Origin of the sequence: Faecalispora anaeroviscerum, from assembly GCF_947568225.1 — a bacterium.
GTDB classification, from domain to species: domain Bacteria; phylum Bacillota; class Clostridia; order Oscillospirales; family Acutalibacteraceae; genus Faecalispora; species Faecalispora anaeroviscerum.
Genome location: NZ_CANOOQ010000001.1, coordinates 1,085,491 through 1,102,754 on the forward strand (window position 1 = coordinate 1,085,491; position 17,264 = coordinate 1,102,754).

At 52.8% G+C, this 17,264-nt stretch carries 15 protein-coding genes; 2 read left to right on the forward strand and 13 right to left on the reverse strand.

Going from position 1 to position 17,264, the window contains the following annotated elements:
* Positions 1 to 34 precede the first annotated feature (34 nt).
* From QOS46_RS05385 to QOS46_RS05440, 12 genes are all read right to left on the reverse strand, one after another.
* Positions 35 to 589, reverse strand: a complete 555-nt coding sequence (locus QOS46_RS05385; protein WP_283607861.1) for a hypothetical protein — start codon at positions 587 to 589, stop codon at positions 35 to 37.
* Between the two features lie 108 nt (positions 590 to 697).
* Positions 698 to 2,956 (reverse strand): penicillin-binding transpeptidase domain-containing protein, encoded by a 2,259-nt coding sequence (locus QOS46_RS05390; protein WP_283607862.1) that lies wholly within the window; start codon positions 2,954 to 2,956, stop codon positions 698 to 700.
* A gap of 146 nt (positions 2,957 to 3,102) precedes the next feature.
* Complete coding sequence (locus QOS46_RS05395; RefSeq protein ID WP_283607863.1) at positions 3,103 to 3,591, reverse strand: hypothetical protein; 489 nt, start codon at positions 3,589 to 3,591, stop codon at positions 3,103 to 3,105.
* Positions 3,592 to 3,684: 93 nt separating this feature from the next.
* Positions 3,685 to 4,617, reverse strand: a complete 933-nt coding sequence (gene rsmH, locus QOS46_RS05400) for a 16S rRNA (cytosine(1402)-N(4))-methyltransferase RsmH (RefSeq protein ID WP_283607864.1) — start codon at positions 4,615 to 4,617, stop codon at positions 3,685 to 3,687.
* Positions 4,618 to 4,743: 126 nt separating this feature from the next.
* A complete protein-coding gene (gene mraZ / locus QOS46_RS05405) occupies positions 4,744 to 5,163 on the reverse strand; it encodes a division/cell wall cluster transcriptional repressor MraZ (protein ID WP_283607866.1) in 420 nt (139 codons plus the stop codon).
* A 293-nt stretch (positions 5,164 to 5,456) separates the two neighbouring features.
* A complete protein-coding gene (locus tag QOS46_RS05410) occupies positions 5,457 to 6,113 on the reverse strand; it encodes a sigma-70 family RNA polymerase sigma factor (protein ID WP_283607868.1) in 657 nt (218 codons plus the stop codon).
* Entirely contained in the window at positions 6,106 to 6,549 is a 444-nt protein-coding gene (gene spoIIAB, locus QOS46_RS05415; protein WP_283607870.1) for an anti-sigma F factor, read from the reverse strand. The genes QOS46_RS05410 and spoIIAB overlap by 8 nt, the downstream gene beginning before the upstream one ends.
* On the reverse strand, positions 6,533 to 6,871 hold the full coding sequence (locus QOS46_RS05420; RefSeq protein WP_283607872.1) for an STAS domain-containing protein: 339 nt from the start codon (positions 6,869 to 6,871) through the stop codon (positions 6,533 to 6,535). The genes spoIIAB and QOS46_RS05420 overlap by 17 nt, the downstream gene beginning before the upstream one ends.
* A gap of 218 nt (positions 6,872 to 7,089) precedes the next feature.
* Positions 7,090 to 8,391 carry a bifunctional folylpolyglutamate synthase/dihydrofolate synthase gene (locus tag QOS46_RS05425; protein ID WP_283607874.1) on the reverse strand — a complete coding sequence of 434 codons (1,302 nt, stop codon included), beginning with the start codon at positions 8,389 to 8,391 and terminating at the stop codon, positions 7,090 to 7,092.
* A gap of 86 nt (positions 8,392 to 8,477) precedes the next feature.
* Positions 8,478 to 11,111 carry a valine--tRNA ligase gene (locus tag QOS46_RS05430; protein WP_283607876.1) on the reverse strand — a complete coding sequence of 878 codons (2,634 nt, stop codon included), beginning with the start codon at positions 11,109 to 11,111 and terminating at the stop codon, positions 8,478 to 8,480.
* A 208-nt stretch (positions 11,112 to 11,319) separates the two neighbouring features.
* A complete protein-coding gene (locus QOS46_RS05435; protein ID WP_283607878.1) occupies positions 11,320 to 11,814 on the reverse strand; it encodes an LURP-one-related/scramblase family protein in 495 nt (164 codons plus the stop codon).
* A 39-nt stretch (positions 11,815 to 11,853) separates the two neighbouring features.
* Positions 11,854 to 13,638, reverse strand: coding sequence for a hypothetical protein (locus tag QOS46_RS05440; protein ID WP_283607880.1), 1,785 nt, complete (start codon positions 13,636 to 13,638; stop codon positions 11,854 to 11,856).
* 679 nt (positions 13,639 to 14,317) lie between these two features.
* Here QOS46_RS05440 and QOS46_RS05445 point away from each other — a divergent pair.
* A complete protein-coding gene (locus QOS46_RS05445; RefSeq protein ID WP_283607881.1) occupies positions 14,318 to 15,418 on the forward strand; it encodes a DUF3810 domain-containing protein in 1,101 nt (366 codons plus the stop codon).
* Positions 15,419 to 15,492: 74 nt separating this feature from the next.
* Positions 15,493 to 15,654, forward strand: a complete 162-nt coding sequence (locus QOS46_RS05450) for a hypothetical protein (protein ID WP_283607884.1) — start codon at positions 15,493 to 15,495, stop codon at positions 15,652 to 15,654.
* A 247-nt stretch (positions 15,655 to 15,901) separates the two neighbouring features.
* Here QOS46_RS05450 and QOS46_RS05455 read toward each other — a convergent pair whose 3' ends face one another.
* Positions 15,902 to 16,966 carry a polysaccharide deacetylase family protein gene (locus QOS46_RS05455; RefSeq protein ID WP_283607886.1) on the reverse strand — a complete coding sequence of 355 codons (1,065 nt, stop codon included), beginning with the start codon at positions 16,964 to 16,966 and terminating at the stop codon, positions 15,902 to 15,904.
* Between the last annotated feature and the right edge of the window lie 298 nt (positions 16,967 to 17,264).

Below are 17,264 nucleotides of genomic sequence, written 5' to 3' on the forward strand. Positions count from 1 at the left end.
TCCACCTTTTGTATGTTCTCTTATTTTCTCCCGTTCATGAGCCTAAATTCTGGTTCCGCTGCAGAATTTCATTGAGCGCATCTGCTACTCGCGCAAACGGAATACCACAGCGAATGGCTGCGAGCGCCGCCACAAGGGCTGGGCGGATTTTCTGCTCCTCATTAAGCGCAATGCGCCCCACAACCCCACCGCTTTCCAGCTCAAAAACAATCCCCTGCCCATTTCTGCGGATATTGCGGGCAAAAACGTCCGCCTCGGGGCTCCGCACGGAATAACTGACCCGCTGCGCACCCGGCATCACCGGGAGCGCCGTTTCATATTCTACCGCGTGATACCGGAAAGGGCAAGAGATACTTTCCTGCATTTTACCCGAATTTTCGAGAAGAGTATATTCTAGCCTCTCTGCCTGCTTTGGCACACAGTCGGGCGGCACCAGAAGAAAGTCCGTCTCCGGCAGCTTCGCAACGTCCCGGGTCACACGGTAGCCACAGCTTTCGAGCAAAAGCTGCAAAAGCCGCGCCGCTTCAGGATGATCAATTGCCAACAGTCGGGCCGTTTGTTTTGTTTGCTCAGACTGCCACTGTTTCATATGCCTCCTCCGCAAAATTCAGCTTATTTAAATACTATCGCTTTTCCTAAGCCCCTCATCTTACTTCCCCCATCTTTGGCGGGGGAAGTAAGACCTGCTTGCACAAGGCTACTGCACCTGGTCAAATTCAACAAATCCAACGTTGACCACCGTACCGGGGGACACCTTTGTTCCCGCAGCGATACTCTGAGAATGCGACTGCGCTTTCCCTCCCGTTAGGGCAGCGCCGGAAATCGTAATGTTAATTCCAGCTTCGGCTGCGGCGCTGTTAGCCTGCGTCAGCGTCATGCCGGTCAGATTCGGTACCGTTACCTGACGGCTCTCGCTACCGGCGTCCATCATCAGCACCACCGTACCGTTCTGCGGGATACTCTTGCCGGATTCCGGAATTTGTTTGAGCACCGTATCACCGCTGCCATACACCTTCTGCTTCAGGTTTACCTTCTGCAGCGCTGCTTTGGCTGCATCAAGCTTCTTTCCAGTCACATCCGGCGTTGCTACGTCGAGTTTTTCCATTTCTGCGTCGGTATATTTTCTCTCAACACCCAGATAGGGCAGAATTTCTTCCATCATTTTAGCAAATACGGGGCCGGCGACCGCGCCGCCGTAGTAGCTGTCTCCCTCCGGCTCATCGAAGAACACCAGCAGAGCAATCTGTGGGTCGTCCGCCGGGGCAAAACCGCAATAAGAAGCGATGTATTTCATCTTTTTTTTGCCGCCGGCGTTGTACTCCGCCACTTTTTCAGAGGTACCGGTCTTACCGGCCACACGGTAGCCAGGCAGGTAACCGTTTTTCGCGGTACCCGTGGTGGCATTCATCTGCAGGATCTTGCTCATGCGGCGGGACACATCCTCTGAAACGACCTGACGCTTCACCTTGGTATCCACAGACTGAACGATGTTTCCGTCGCTGTCGAGCACCTGGCTGACCAGATGGGGCTGCACCAGATAACCGCCATTTGCAACTGCCGCCGCCGCGGTGACCATCTGGATCGGGGTGATGCTGAAGTTCTGGCCGAACGATTCCGTCGCAAGCTCAACAGGGTTCAATTGACTGGCGGTGTAATACAGGCTCCCCGCTTCGCCGGGCAGATCGACCCCTGTTTTTTCGGTCAGTCCGAACGCCGCGAAATATTTAAAGAAGCGCTCCGCCCCCAGCATTTCACCCACCTTGATAAATACCGGGTTGCAGGAGTTCATTAAACCCTGTACAAAGGTTTCGCTGCCGTGCCCGCCGTGCTTCCAACAGCGAATGGTGGTACCGGAAACAACTGCCGCACCATTACAGAAGAACTGCGTATTTTCGTTGACTACACCCTCTTCCATCCCCATAGAACCAACCACCATTTTAAAGACAGAGCCGGGGTAATAAGTATCACTGACCGCCTTGTTTCTCCACTGGGCCTGTTGGGCAACCGTTTTGGCCTGTGCTTTGGCCTGCTTAATTTTTTTACCCTCTTCGGTGGTGGTGTCTCCTTCTGGCATGTTGGCCACACGCGCCGCCTCAGTCGGGTCTGAAATAATCAGCGGATAGTTGGGGTCGAAATCCCCTTTGACCGCAAGGCCAAGAATCGCGCCTGTTTTCACATCCATGGCGATTGCCGTGGCACGGTTCTGAACCTTGTTATTCACAACGCCCTCTTCCAGATATTTTTCCAGAAAATGCTGCACGATCTCATCGATGGTCAGCACCAGACTGTAACCATCCTGCGCTTCCACCTTCTGTTCATACTGAAATGGCATGTCGGTGCCGATGGCATTTTTTGCTGTGACCAGCCGCCCGGCGGTGCCGGTTAGCTGCTTATCATAGTATGCTTCGAGGCCGGAAAGGCCCTGGTTGTCGGTACCGGTAAATCCCAGAAGCGTGGCAGCAAAGCTGCCGAATGGATAATACCGCTTATAATCTTCAATCATTCGGATACCGTTACCGATTTTCTTTTCTTCCTTAAATTTCAGGATTTCATCCTTGACCTCGGTTTCTACCTTGCGCTTTAACACATCGTAATAGCTTTTCTTTTTTGTATGCTCCAGAATCTCGTTTTTATCCATCCCAAGGATTTGAGACAAACCCTCGGCAATCGTTTCACGCTGCTCGTCGGTTGTGAGATAAGCAGGCTCTAGCACAACGGTCCACACCGTTGCGCTCTGCGCCAGAGGGCGCAGATTGCGGTCGTAAATTGCTCCGCGCATCGCCGGAATGGTTGTATCCTTCATCTGTTGCTCCACCGCACGCTCCTGAAGGCCCTGCCCCTCCACCAGCTGCAGCTTGACCAGACTAAATATGATCGCCCCGAACCCCACTACCATGAATATAGCCAGCAAAAAAAGCGTTCTGCGCCACATTCGGATGGTTGTTCCTTTTGCCATAATTCAATCCCCCGCACTTTTCGGCTTGCCAACTTTTTCTATAAGGTTCTTATAAAAACGAGAGTTAAGATTACATCTCAACTCTCGGCTTTCCGTCCCCGGTCCATCCAGCACCGGTATTCATACTTATTTATAATTGACCATAATTATGACAGCAGGTTTTGCAGCGAATTCCACGCAGAAGTCCACCAGCTGCCCGCAGCGTTGGGGTCGAGAACCTGACCCTTATCGCCGGGTGACAGTTTGATACACTCTACCTGACTATATGTTATTTTGCTCATTCCCAGCTGATTCTTGGCATATACCTCGGCCGCCTGCAAAGTCATGCGGGAATCGGATTTGACTTTCAGCTGCGTATGTAAGCTAGTTTGCTCATCGATCTGCTTGGTTGCGGAATTCAGCTGCTCCGTCAGTTCTGTGAGCTGAACTTGACCGTACACCAGCGTACCCAGAATGGAAACCATCAAAGCCATAAAACAGAAGGTAGCCACCAGCCTTAAGGATTTTCGCTTTGGACGCCGATTTTCGTCGAGCTTCTGCGAAGGAAGCTCGATGACGTTATTTGGCTTTCTGGGCAGCTCTTTCTGCTGCGGCTCAAACAACGAAAAATCATATGCCGTGTTCTGCTTGCTCATTGACCGGTGTCACTCCTTCCTGATTCCCCTTAATAATTTTTTATTAAAAGTGCCATTGATTTCTTCTGCCTGCGGCGAGGGAGAAATCGCTATTTACTGTAATTTGATGCACACCCTCAGTCTGGAGCTGCGGCTGCGCGGATTCTCCTTTAGCTCTTCCTCGGAGGGGGAAAGACCTCTTTTATAAAGAAGCTCCGCCTTCGGCGTTCTGCCGCACACGCATACCGGGAAATCTGGCGGGCAAATGCAACCCTGGCACCACTGAGCCATTCTTTTTTTTACGATTCGGTCTTCCAGAGAATGGAAGGTAATTACAGCCAAACGTCCTCCGGGCTTTAAAAGAGAGAACGCTGCATCTAGCCCCTCCGAAAGGCGGTCAAGCTCGCCGTTGACCTGAATCCGCAGCGCCTGAAAGGTTTTGCGGGCAGGGTGCCCCGGCTCTCTGCGAACAGCTGCCGGAACCGACTGCCGAACGACCTCTGCAAGCTGCAGCGTAGTGGTAATGGGAGTCTCTTCTCTGGTAGCAACGATGCCCTTGGCGATACGCACCGCACTTTTTTCTTCTCCGTACTGACTCAGGATTCTGGCCAGCTCCTGCCACGGCAGCGTGTTTACCAGATCTGCCGCACTTGTACCCTGCTGACTCATGCGCATATCGAGCGGCGCGTCCTGATGATAGGAAAAGCCACGCTCCGCTGTATCCAGCTGATGAGAGGACACACCAATATCCATCAGCACGCCATCTACTTCGCTAAAGCCGCAATCTGCGGCCAACAAACGCATTTGAGAAAAGTTGCCCTGCCGCACCAGCACGTTGGGGTAATTCCCCAAACGCTTTTTCACAGCTTCGATCGCATCCGGGTCCTGATCAATGGACAAAAGCGTTCCCGCGGCACCGAGCCGCTTTGCGATTGCTTCGGAATGACCGCCGCCGCCCGCGGTACCGTCAATGTAAATTCCATCTGGCTGTATGTTCAGGGAATTGATGGTTTCCTGAAACAACACCGGGACATGTTCAAAACTCACAGACCGTCCCCCACTTCATTACGAGAAATCAGAACGTTTTATTTCTAAATAGCGGGTATCTCCCGCTTTGAGTTTCAAGGTTCTCTCAGCCGTCGGCAGCTTGCTGCCGTTCACGGCGTGAGGTTGTTATAATTCCAAAAGATCCATCGCTTCCGCGATGCTATCCTCTGTCAGGCCAGAATTGAATTCCGCCCAGCGGTCTGCATCCCAAATTTCAGCTCGGCTTGAAGCGCCGATCACTGCTACATCCTTCTGAATCTGTGCGTAATCCCGCAGCTGTTGCGGAATCAGCACTCGTCCCTGCTTGTCCGGCTCAACCTCGGCCGCGCCGGAAAAGAAAAAGCGCTGAAGCCCTCTGGCTTTTGAAATCGGCATCTGGCGGATTTTCTCCTGCAAACGCTCCCATTCCACGCCCGAAAGCACAAAAAGGCACCCATCCAGACCTTTGGTGATATAAAACCGCTCGCCCAAATCTTCGCGGAATCTGGCGGGGATAATCACTCGGCCTTTCGGATCAATATTATGTTGGTATTCTCCAATCAACATAACAGTTTGTCCGGGGAGCAGTTAGCAAACCACTTTGCTCTACTTCCCTCCACCTTTCACCACTTTTGTTTAAATTATACTGGATCAGAGTGAAAAAAGCAATGTTTTTTTTCAGCTATCAGCCTACATTAATCAAGTAATTTCGGGAAGAAAACGCTGGTTATTAAGTAAAATGGCAAAAAATCCCTTTTACTTTTTTTATAATTTACAAAAGATAAAACTATAAATCTTAGTTAAAAAACACACAGGAGCCAAAATGTTGGCTCCTGTGTGTTTTTCATGATTATTCTAAATTATTCTAAAAGCTTTTCCCGCAGACCCCGCAGAATCACCTTCTCCCTGCGGGAAACCTGCACCTGAGTCATACCCAGGGCCTGGGCAGTTTGCGCCTGCGTCTGGCTTTTAAAGTACCGGTATACAATGATGCTTCTATCCTTCGGCTCCAGCTCACCAACCACCTGCTGCAAAGAGAGCAGCTCCGAAATTCGTTCGTCGGGCGCGTCCACCGGCACATCGATCTGCCCGCCGCCTTCATCCTCCGCCGCAGTGAGCGAAAGGGGCTGCTGCCCGGCATTTACCGCCTGCGCCGCTTCGGTGATTTCGACCCCAAGCTCCGCCGCAAGTTCCCCAATAGTGGGGGTTCTACCGTGGATTCTGTTAAACTCCGCTGTTGCCCTTGTCGCTTTCATAGAAAGCTCCTTGAGCGCGCGTCCCACCTTAACACTGCCGCCATCGCGAAACAGACGGCGCATTTCACCAAGAATCACCGGTACCGCATACGTGGAAAAACGCAGCCCGCGCTCCTCCTCAAAATGATCGACCGCCTTGACCAGCCCCATACATCCCGCCTGGAACAGATCCTCATACTCCACGCCGCGCGCCTTAAAGCGTTTGGCACACGCGTGCACCAGACCGATGTTCTCGCTGATCATGCGATCCCGATCAATCATTTACAGCCCGTCTGCGGGCCAGCTTCTTCTTCAGTGTAACGGTCGTTCCCTTCTGTACGCGGGAGGTTACGCCGACCTCATCCATAAAGCTTTCCATTACCGCAAAACCCAGGCCTGCGCGCTCTTCGCCGCCGGTTGTAAACAGCGGCTCCCTCGCCTTCAGCACATCTTCAATACCGCAGCCCTTGTCGCGAATGCGAATTTGCACTGCGCCATCCTCATACATTTTGGCAGATATGTAAATCATGCCCAGCGTATCGCGGTACGCGTGGACAATGCAGTTCGTCACCGCCTCTGACACCGCCGTTTTAATGTCTGAAATCTCGTCGATGGTCGGGTCCATCTGCGCCACAAATGCCGATACCACCGCCCGCGCAAAGCCTTCGTTTGCAGAACAGCTGAGAAAAGACACATTCATTTCATTCATCGGTTTCACGGTATACCACTCCTTTTTCAAATTTCACCAGCTTGTCCAGCCCCGCCATAGAAACCACCTTTTCCACCTTCGGCGGCAGATTTGCAATGGTGACGGAACCCCCCAGCACCTGCATCAGCCGGTAACGCCCCATAATCAATCCCACGCCCGAGCTGTCCATAAACTGCACTCTGGAAAAATCCAAAATCAGCTCCTTTGGCTTCGTTTTCCCGGCCGTTTCATCAATAGATTCCCGAACACCCCGGGCGTTATGATGGTCGATTTCGCCGCTGAGCAGGGCCGTCAGCGTGCCTTCTTTTAAGATCAGCCTGACATCGTTCATAGCTCTTCCTCCCGGATTTTACCCGCATGTATTTTCTTTATTTATTTTTTCCAGAAAATTCCGATTATACATGCTTAAACAAGAAATTCGACAAAATCGGAGCAGATTCTGAAAAATACGCCGGGAAACAGCTTGTCCCATTCCCGGAAAGACGCTGCGGGAAATAAAAAAACCTCTACCCATTAGGATAGAGGTTTTTCAGTAAAATTTTACTCGAATTATGCGGATGGAGCCATCCCTTTTAAAATTTCGATGGCAATCGGGCGAATCTCTGCCGCAAGGTACAGCGAACCGCACACCACTACTGCGCCGTCACTCCCTGCGTGGGCCAGAGCCAGCTCCACCGCCTGCCGGGGCGACTCTGCCGCCTTGGCCGAAACTCCCATGTCCTGCCAAAGCGCGGCGAAATCCTCCGCCTGCATCGCGCGGGGATTATCGGGAGTAAGCGTGTAGACCTGATCGAGCAGACCGTTCAGATAGCCGACCGAGGCATGGCTGTCTTTATCGGCCAACATACCCATGATGGCTGTGATTTTCCTGCCGGAGAGGTACTGCCGCAAAGCCGCCGCCAGCGCCTGCACTCCGTTCGGGTTATGCGCGCCATCCAGCAGAAAAACCGGGCTTTTGGAGAGCAGCTCCAGACGCGCCGGAAAAGACACCTTTGCAAAGCCCTGCGCCACCTTTTGCAAGGGAAGCTTAAAGCCCTTACTGCGCAAAACATCCAACGTGGCCAGAACTGTAGCCGCATTGAGCACCTGATGCTCGCCGATGAGCGACATCTGCATGGAGGCTCCACGGTAGACAAAGCGGGTGCCGAACAGATCGCCCTCTACCTGCTCCATCTCCTTCGGGTCAGCAACACAGAAGCTGTTGTTCCGCTGTTGTGCAGCCTCACGCATCACCTGCATCGCTCCGGGCTCCTGCCGCGAGAACACAACGGTATCGCCGCCCTCTTTGATGATGCCGGCCTTTTCAAACGCAATTTTCTCCACCGTATCTCCCAGGATTCCGGTATGATCAAGCGAGATAGACATGATGACCGACACAAGCGGAGTTTTGATAATATTAGTCGCATCGAAGCGGCCACCGAGACCAACCTCCAGCACCACCACATCGCATTCGCTGCGGGCAAACCACTCCATGGCCAGCGCCGTGATGAATTCGAATTCCGTGAGGGAGTCTCCCTCCTGCTCCATCTCCTGAATCAGCGGAAGCAGCTCCTCCGTGAGAGCAGCCAGCTCCTCTTTGGGGATCATCTCCCCGCAGATCTGCATGCGCTCGCGAAATTCTAGAATATAGGGGGAAATATACAGGCCCGTCTTGTAGCCTGCCGCAGTCAATACGGAAGAAAGCAGCGCACAGGTTGAGCCCTTGCCGTTGGTACCGGCCACATGCACAAACTTCAGCCGATCCTGAGGGTTCCCCATTTTATTGAGCAGCCTTATAATGCGTTCCAGGCCCGGCTTAATACCAAACTTTGCCTGAGAGGATATTTGTTCCAGCGCTTCTTGATAAGTCATGATAGCGTCCCCTTTCCGACCATCGGTTTCCCGAGCAGCCGTCAGCCGCCCAATCAGGCAGTGACGTTCGGATAGATCGGTTCCTTTTATTTGCTGAGATTTTGAATCGCCAAACGGATGCCGGCCGCCTTTTCCGCCAGCTTCTCCGCGTTTTTGCGCACGCCGTCCACTACGTTATCCGGCGCTTTGGAGAGGAAGGTTTCGTTTTTGAGCTTCGCCTCGGCGGAATCCAGCTGCTTTTGAGCCGATTCCAGCTCCTTTTCGAGCCGGGTAAGCTCGGCCTGCTTATCCACCAGCTCGTCGGTGGGAATATACAACGTCGCGGCGTCGGTAACAATTGTCACGGCGTCCGGCAGGTTCCAGGAATCTGCAATCTGCACCTGGCTTGCGTAGGCCAAGCGGGAAATGACGTCGACATTCGCGCGGAAGGTCTCTGCGGCCGCACCTGTTACGGCAACAGAAAGATGCGCCTTGCGTGACGGCGGCACATTCATCTCGGCACGGCGGTTACGAACGGCACGGATGGCATCCATCACGCGCTGCATTTCATGGCGATCCTGCTCAAAGCTGAGCGCCGGGTCGTATTCCGGCCATTGGGAAACCATGATGGACTCGCCCTCGTGCGGCAGCGACTGCCAGATTTCTTCCGTAATAAACGGCATGAACGGGTGCAGGAGCTTTAAGGTGTTGGACATAACCCACACCAGCACCTGGCGGGCGCTTTTGGCGGTTTGCCCGTCGTCGCCCTGCATGCGGATTTTCGCGATTTCGATATACCAGTCACAGAAATCGTCCCACAGGAAATCGTAGAGCTTCTGCACGGCGATGCCAAGCTCAAACTTCTCCAGATTTTCGGTGATCTCTTTTGCCACCTCGTGGAAGGTGCCGACGATCCAGCGGTCAGCCGGCGTAAGTTGTTCCGGCAGGCGATTTTCCACTTCATGGTCTTCAATGTTCATGCGGATAAAGCGAGCCGCATTCCAAATCTTATTGGCAAAGTTGCGGCTGGCACTGACCTTGTCGTCTGAAAAACGCAGGTCATTGCCCGGGCTGTTACCGGTCGCGAGCGTAAAGCGCAGCGCGTCCGCGCCGAAGTCCGCAATCACCCCCAGGGGGTCGATGCCGTTGCCGAGCGACTTGGACATTTTGCGTCCCTGCGCGTCGCGCACCAGGCCGTGGATCAGCACGGTGTCGAACGGAACCTGATCAGTCTGCTCGATGGCAGAGAAGATCATGCGCGCCACCCAGAAGAAAATAATATCGTAGCCCGTTACCAATGTGTTGGTTGGGTAGAAGTAGTTCAGGTCCTCTGTATTCTTCGGCCAGCCGAGTGTAGAGAACGGCCACAGCGCGGAAGAGAACCAGGTGTCGAGCGAGTCGGGATCCTGATTCAGGTGATGACTGCCGCACTTGGGGCAGGTATTGGGGGCTTCCTTGGCAACGACCATTTCGCCGCAATCTGCGCAGTACCATGCGGGAATGCGGTGGCCCCACCACAGCTGACGCGAAATGCACCAGTCGCGGATGTTCTCCATCCAGTGATAATAGATTTTTTCAAAGCGCTCGGGAACGAACTGAACCGCTCCGTCCTTGACGCGATCAATCGCGGGCTCGGCCAGCGGCTGCATCTTCACAAACCACTGCTTGGACACACGCGGCTCAACAATAGTGGAGCAACGGTAGCAGGAGCCAACATTGTGCTTGATCGGCTCTATCTTAAGTAGGTAGCCCTGCTCGTCCAGGTCTTTGACGATTTGCTTCCTCGCCTCCAGACGATCCATTCCCTGATAGGTGCCGCCGTTTTCGTTGATCACGCCGGCCTCGTCCATCACATTGATGACGGGCAGATTGTGGCGCAGACCGACTTCGAAGTCATTCGGGTCGTGAGCCGGGGTGATCTTCACCACACCGGTTCCGAATTCCGGCTCTACATACGTATCCGCAATGATTGGAATCTCCTTGCCTACCAGCGGCAGAATCACGGTTTTACCGATCAAGTGCTGGTAGCGCTCATCATCCGGATGCACCGCCACGGCGGTATCGCCCAGCATGGTTTCAGGGCGGGTGGTCGCAAGCCGGATGTCGCCGGAGCCGTCTGCCAGCGGGTAACGCAGGTGCCAGAAGCTGCCCTCATGCTCGCTGAATTCCACCTCCGCGTCGGAAATGGAGGTGCGGCAGTGCGGGCACCAGTTAATGATTCGCTCGCCGCGGTAAATCAGGCCCTTGTCATACAGGCGCAGGAATACCTCACGAACCGCTTCGGAGCAACCCTCATCGAGAGTAAAGCGCTCACGCTCCCAGTCGCAGGAGCAGCCGAGCTTTTTGAGCTGACCGATGATCGTGCCGCCGTATTTCTCTTTCCAGTCCCACGCGCGCTTCAAAAATTCCTCACGGCCGATCTGCTCTTTCGTCAGGCCCTCTTTGCGCATAGCCTCCACGATCTTCGCTTCCGTCGCGATGGAGGCATGGTCGGTTCCGGGCAGCCACAGTGCGGAATAGCCCTGCATTCTGCGCCAGCGGATCAGAATATCCTGTAACGTTTCATCCAGCGCATGCCCCATATGAAGCTGGCCGGTAATATTCGGTGGGGGGATGACAATGGTATACGGTTTCTTCTGCGGATCGGCCTCCGCGTGAAAATAGCCGCCGGAAAGCCAGAATTGATAAATTCTGTCCTCTACCTCCTGCGGCTCATACGTCTTCGCAAGCTCCTTGCTCATTCTGTTTCCTCCTAAAAATCGATCCAAGTAAGTCGGCGCTCCGAGGAGCGCCGACCGGGCCGCCAATACTACGTATCACCGCCCGAAAAGCACAAAGCGCGGGGTTTCCCACGCCCTGTTTTCTGCAATTTTCCGCTTTAAACTCAGCAATTCGCGGCTGTTCGCATCTTGCTCATATTATCCCATCGCGCCGGGGCTTTGTCAATGCTTAATTGGCCGGAACCGCGCACCCCGGGCCGCACAGCGCGGCATTGTCTACAATCACCGCAAGGCACAGGGAGAGCGGCACATCCTGCTGCCGCTCCACATGAATTCCATAGCCGTCACCCCGGGCCGTCCAGCAGGGCGCGTGGGTCATGCGCACGTTGCCCCGGCTGTCCACCGCGTCGAAGCTGCGAATTAGAAGATCGCCGCGGAGGCTCCAGTCTGTTTTGCTTAGGCGCAGGCTGCTGCCGGAGGACGCAAGATTATGCGTCACACGCAGACGCTCCCGCTCCCCGATCTGCACGCTGTATTTGCACAGACCGTGGATTCCCACGCAGCTGATTTTCGCCGCCTCGGTGCCGGCGGCATCGCGCAGATACATTCTGCCCCCAAACGAGCCCCACTCACCTTCCACGGTATAAAGACTGGTACCAGCTGAGTCAAACACATCAAACAGAGTCGAACCAGCTTCGGTATGTCTGTTTAGATAATAGTCCATCCGGATGTCCCCTTCGATATTACATCGATTCTCTTACCCTTATTTTCTGGTAAATTGGTAAGAATATTCTGTTTCTTTCATGATCACCGGGCCGCCCAAAATGCGCTCGGCGGTGCGCTGCGTAACCGGCTGGGTGCCATTGTTCACACCATAGGGCGCTTTGACCACGTATAAAAGAGCGGGCCGGTTCTGCGGCTTTATAGTAAAGAACGCGTCGATCCGCTTCGACGGCAGCTCCGAGCGCCAGAGAGACGGCGGCGCAGGCCGTTGCTGACCGCACAGATAACCAAACGGCAGCAGCTCGTTAAACATAATACGCCCATCACCCGAAGGCATGGCGTTCTGAATGTCCTCTACCAGGCCGGTATAGCGGGCCGCCGCAGCCGGCGTAGTATAAAGGCCCTTGGCCGGGCCTGTCGTCAGCTGCGTGCGCAGATACACGATCGGTTCATCCCGATATACAGCCTGGGCACGCATTACCGTATTGCACAGCACCAAAAGCACCAGAGAGCTGGCAAACGCCGCCCACAGGGTTTTCAGCATTCGGCGGCGCGCCGCGGGCGCTTCCCGCTCTGCCGTATAAAAATCATACGCCGTTAAAACCAATGCCAGGGAGGAAAGATTTAAAATATACGACGCGCCCGTCATGCCATTGTTACTGGCCGTATACACCGCCCAACTGAGCAGCAAGGAGGGCACATACAAAACCCAGATTACAATCCGGCTGCGGCGCTGTGGCCGGTACGCCGTAAGAATTAGCGGCCAGAGCCCCGCGCAGGCCTGAATATAATTTACTTTTGAGGTAAAGGTCAGATCAGCTTCCGTCTGAATCAGCACCATGCCCACATTAATAATCAGGCTCAGCGGCATGCAGACCCAGATCATTACCTCCAGCACCGGCGCAAGGTCAAGCTCCGTTTTCATCTGGTGCGATAAAACGATCAGGACAAGCAGCGTGATTTCAAGCAGCGACAAGATGGTGAGCAGCTGGTAATCCTGCAAAAACAGCGAGGTTTTTACAAACAAGTTCTGGTAGGGGTGCTCCGGGTCCTGAAACAGATACCTCACGTTATCGAGAATTCCCCAAAAACCAGATACCACCAGTAGATAACCGGCGGCCAACAGCAGAATCACAGCACCGCCGCAAAGCATCCCGAACAAAGGCGCACGCGATTCGGGCTCTAAACCGTTTTGCCGCACACGCGGGCGAATCCGGAACAGCGTCAGCAGAAAGATTGGCACCATCACAATAAAAAACGGATAGGAAATGCACGCAAACGCCAAAAGCACTCCTGAAAGCGCTCCAATGCCAAAAGCTCCGGGCACCGAAAAGGAATCACCGTACACGAAAAACAGCAGCATTGCCGCTGACGTTGTAAACAGATACCCCATGCTGTTGTAAGAAAAGTTATTGATTCCGAACGGGGTAAATGAAAAAAACAGGCCCGCGCAGATCAGCGCCGGCAGCCTGCGCCGGAACAACCGAAACACTGCCCGGTATACCAAGAGGGCCACCAGGGCATCCACGCAAATATACAAAATGCGCATGAACAGGAGGATCCCTGTCATGTCCCCCACGGCCAGCCGGTACAGCCATAAAATTGGCGCGAGCAGCAAAGCCCCGGTCTGGTGAATGTCCCAGGAATCCAGAAAGGGACGGTCACCCAACGAAAACCGGTAAGGCAGCGCCAGATAATATGTCTCGTCGGACCAATCGAACCCAAAAACGGAACGAACCAGAAACAAGACCGTCATTCCGGCGATTACAAAATAGGGCAATATATGAAGCAGCTTCGAACGAGATTGCAAAAGAGATTTCAGCATGGCCGACTCCCATAAATTGTGTCTGAACAGCGCTGACGCAAATCAGATCGTAGTAGGTTTATTGTATCACAATCGACCAGCTTTTGCCAAGCATAGAAAGCAGTTTACAAAGAAAAGAAACGCCGCTTGTACGTTGAATTGACAGGCACAGACGAAAAAAAGACAAATTTCTTTTACTTGCGTCAGTTGGTGTTATATAATGGCCTTATCTACTTGGGTAATAATTTCTCTATTATTTGTTTTCAGGATGGACCTGAATGCACGTCGCAAGGAAGCAAGCAGAAAAAACTGCCTGTTCAACCTTTAGAAGTATTCTGCCCATAAGCATCTCTGCAAGCTGACGAGAGCGCTCTGAAAATACCCGCCGACGGACGAAAGCACCAAGCTTTTGATTTGCAGCGGTTAGGAGAGTGGGCATTTTCATTGGAGCGCCTTTTCAGTAGCTTTCGGCTACGCGTTCCGGGGCTGTTCCCCGAACGGTTTCCAAAGGTGTCCTTTGGCGAGTCTTTGCTTACTTTCGCCTCGTAGCGAAAGTAAGTGCCCGCCCCGACATGAGGGGCAAGCCTGCGCTAACAGAAATTTCCGTTTTAGAAAATTTTAAAAATATTTTTTGAAACGCTCTCGTCGATTATCAGAAACAAAACATAAATCCTCAGATCACAAAAAGGAGGAGACCGGGATGAAATCCCTGCTTTCATTCAAACGAACCTGGCTGTTCCTGTTGCTGCCGCTGTCGCTGGCTGTTTCGTATGTCGCTTACAGACAACCGGCTTTGGCGGAATGGTATGCCGTAACGATTTACCCTATCTTTTCTTTAGGAGAAAACCGTATTACCTCTCTGGTTCCCTTTTCGATAATGGAACTGCTTCTGGCCGCCCTGGCCATTCTTCTCCCCGCACTGCTGATTCGCCTGATTGTTCGGCTGGTCCGCCGCAAGCAGGAACGAAACATGCTTTTTCTGCGCGCTCTGGCCTCTCTGCTTTGCGCGGCGGGCGTGGTCACCTTCTGGTTTATGATCAGCTGCGGCATCAACTATTCGCGTTACCCGTTTGCGCAGGTTTCAGGCCTGACGGTACGGCCCTCCTCCACCGAGGAACTCAAAAAACTCTGCACAGAGCTAGCTCAGCAGGCCAACCGCGACCGAGCCGGAATTGAAACGGACAGCCAGGGCGTCGCCGTCCTCTCTGACCGTAAAAAAGCGGCAGAAACAGCTCGGGCTGTGATGGACTCGATGGAAGCACGATACCCCACCTTAAAAAGCGGCTACGGAGCGCCGAAAGCCGTAATGGCTTCGCGCCTGATGTCGTACCTGGACATAACCGGAGTTTACTTTCCCTTTACTATGGAAGCGAATGTCAATGTGGATGCTCCAGCTTACGGTATTCCCGCCACCATGCTGCACGAGCTGAGCCACGTGCGCGGCTACATGCGTGAGGACGAAGCCAATTTCATCGCATACCTGGCCGGGCGAGACAGCACAAGCCCTGTGTTTGCCTATTCCGGAACGATACTGGCTTTTATTTACGCAAACAATGCCCTATACTCCGCAGACCAAAAAGCCGGGCAGGAAACTTATTCCCAGCTGGATTCCGGTGCGCAGAAGGACCTTGCCGCAGCCGGCGCTTACTGGAAGCAGTTTGAAGGCCCGGCGGCGAAAGTGGCTGCAAAAGTCAATGACAGCTACCTGAAATCAAACCGTCAGGAGGACGGCGTGAAAAGCTATGGCCGGATGGTCGATCTTCTGCTTGCGGATTACCGGCAGCGTCACGGTCTGAAATAAGCGTACCCTCAATACTTTGGGCAATCCCCTTTCAAACCGGCCGAAGGCTGCTGCGGCAGGTGGGACGGTACAGCGTGAACATCCCTGAAAACCACTACCTCGACCTGCGAGAGATGGGGCTGCTGGAAGTACTCGATTCCAAACTGGCCGTGCTGGGCGACGCCCAAAGTTATCGGGACAAAACTGGGCTGACCCTGACCCCGGAAAGCGGAAAAGCGATCTTTGTTGAGATTTAAAACAGGACGCTTGCAATTCCCCTTGGAAAGATTTCATCAAAACAGGATTTTGTTATAAAAAAAGAGGAGAGAGCGAAGGTTTCGCTCTCTCCTCTTAGAAACTGCCTATTTCAATTTTTCGATTTCAATACGTATGCTCCTCGCGGGAACAAGCTCCGAACGTATTACGGTTCAGCCACGCCGCGAAATGCCAATCCACGCTCTCCGTACAAGGAGTGATCTAACTTAAAAAACCGCGCGCGGAAATTTACTGTGCCGGAAGCTTAAAGATAATCGGCTTGACAGAAGAATCGAGCTTATCAAAACGGTAGCCGTTCTTTTTCAGTGTTTCGATAATTCGCGGCAGTTCTTTCACGGTGTCGTGCTTGGTAGAAGCATCATGGAACAGAACAACCGCTTTTTCGAACCGGAGGGTTTCATTGACGGTGTTCTGATAAATCGACTGGGCCGTTGCACCCTTTTCCGCGTCACCCGCACTGACATTCCAGTCAAAATACGTATATCCTCTACGGGTTAGCTCGTTTGCAACCGGACGCGCAATGGTCTTATTATAGCTGTTTACGCTGCCGCCGGCAAAGCGGATTACCTGTGGCTTCACCCCGGTGGCGTCTGTTATCAGATCACTCAGTTTCGACAGATCACTGAAAAACGCGGTAGGCGATGCGTAAATCTGCTTGTAGTTATGCGTATATGTGTGCATTCCGATCGTATGGCCCTGATCGATGATCTCTTTCATCCGTTTCTTAGACTGCTCATCGCTGCGGCCTATTACAAAGAAGGTTGCCTTTACATCATTATCCGCTAAAATTTTCAAAACCTGCGGAGTCAGATCGGAAGGCCCGTCGTCAAAAGTAAGGTAAGCAACCTTATCCCCTGCCTTATGTGCGATTTTCTCTGTAGGATCAACATAAAAGTTCGGGAACATGGTTTGTATCGCTTCCATCTCCTTTGTGATCACCGCCATATTTGGCGCAGAAGACACTTTGGAGGGAGACGAAGAGGAGGAAGGAGCGGAAGAAGGGCGAGAAACCGCCGAAGAAGCAGGTTTTGAAGATGGAATTTCAGAAATATCCGCAGCTGAAGAAACCGGCTGTTGCGACACAGGCTGCGATGTGACTAACTGCGATATTGCTTCGCTAATCGAGGCTCCCGAGGAAACTGTATTGACAAAAGCCGATTTTGTAACATAACCGGCAACAGATCCAATGATTACCCCAATACAGATTGCAACAGCAAGCATTGAAACAGCAATAACCACTCGTTTTTTTCCCACAGGCACGATCAGCACTTCCCTTTTTTTTGCTTTTCTCATTATAGCACAAGCTCTTATAAAAAGAATGCTGTTTAACAGGATTGTAACCTTTATTTTGTTTCCAAATTGCCCCATCACCACAATATCCGTGATTTTTCGATAGAGTAGATAAAAATCTGAAATTTTGACCAAGATCTCTTTTATGCCGCTATAACCTGCCGTTTATGCCCCCCCATTTCACACACTGAAAAACAATTTAGAGCGATAAGACAGTTACCAAAAAGCAGGCAGCGTACCAAGGGCGAGCAGAACAGGGATATGTTGTGACCCATACCCTATAAGGCAAATTGAATACGGA

Bases quoted from the DNA above. Each gene is read 5' to 3' on its own strand.
- QOS46_RS05390 (WP_283607862.1), bottom strand. From the start codon at position 2,956: ATGGCAAAAGGAACAACCATCCGAATGTGGCGCAGAACGCTTTTTTTG.
- QOS46_RS05425 (WP_283607874.1), bottom strand. From the start codon at position 8,391: ATGACTTATCAAGAAGCGCTGGAACAAATATCCTCTCAGGCAAAGTTT.
- QOS46_RS05385 (WP_283607861.1), bottom strand. From the start codon at position 589: ATGAAACAGTGGCAGTCTGAGCAAACAAAACAAACGGCCCGACTGTTG.
- QOS46_RS05435 (WP_283607878.1), bottom strand. From the start codon at position 11,814: ATGGACTATTATCTAAACAGACATACCGAAGCTGGTTCGACTCTGTTT.
- mraZ (WP_283607866.1), bottom strand. From the start codon at position 5,163: ATGTTGATTGGAGAATACCAACATAATATTGATCCGAAAGGCCGAGTG.
- QOS46_RS05410 (WP_283607868.1), bottom strand. From the start codon at position 6,113: ATGATTGATCGGGATCGCATGATCAGCGAGAACATCGGTCTGGTGCAC.
- QOS46_RS05445 (WP_283607881.1), top strand. From the start codon at position 14,318: ATGAAATCCCTGCTTTCATTCAAACGAACCTGGCTGTTCCTGTTGCTG.
- QOS46_RS05395 (WP_283607863.1), bottom strand. From the start codon at position 3,591: ATGAGCAAGCAGAACACGGCATATGATTTTTCGTTGTTTGAGCCGCAG.
- QOS46_RS05420 (WP_283607872.1), bottom strand. From the start codon at position 6,871: ATGAACGATGTCAGGCTGATCTTAAAAGAAGGCACGCTGACGGCCCTG.
- QOS46_RS05455 (WP_283607886.1), bottom strand. From the start codon at position 16,966: ATGAGAAAAGCAAAAAAAAGGGAAGTGCTGATCGTGCCTGTGGGAAAA.
- QOS46_RS05440 (WP_283607880.1), bottom strand. From the start codon at position 13,638: ATGCTGAAATCTCTTTTGCAATCTCGTTCGAAGCTGCTTCATATATTG.
- QOS46_RS05430 (WP_283607876.1), bottom strand. From the start codon at position 11,111: ATGAGCAAGGAGCTTGCGAAGACGTATGAGCCGCAGGAGGTAGAGGAC.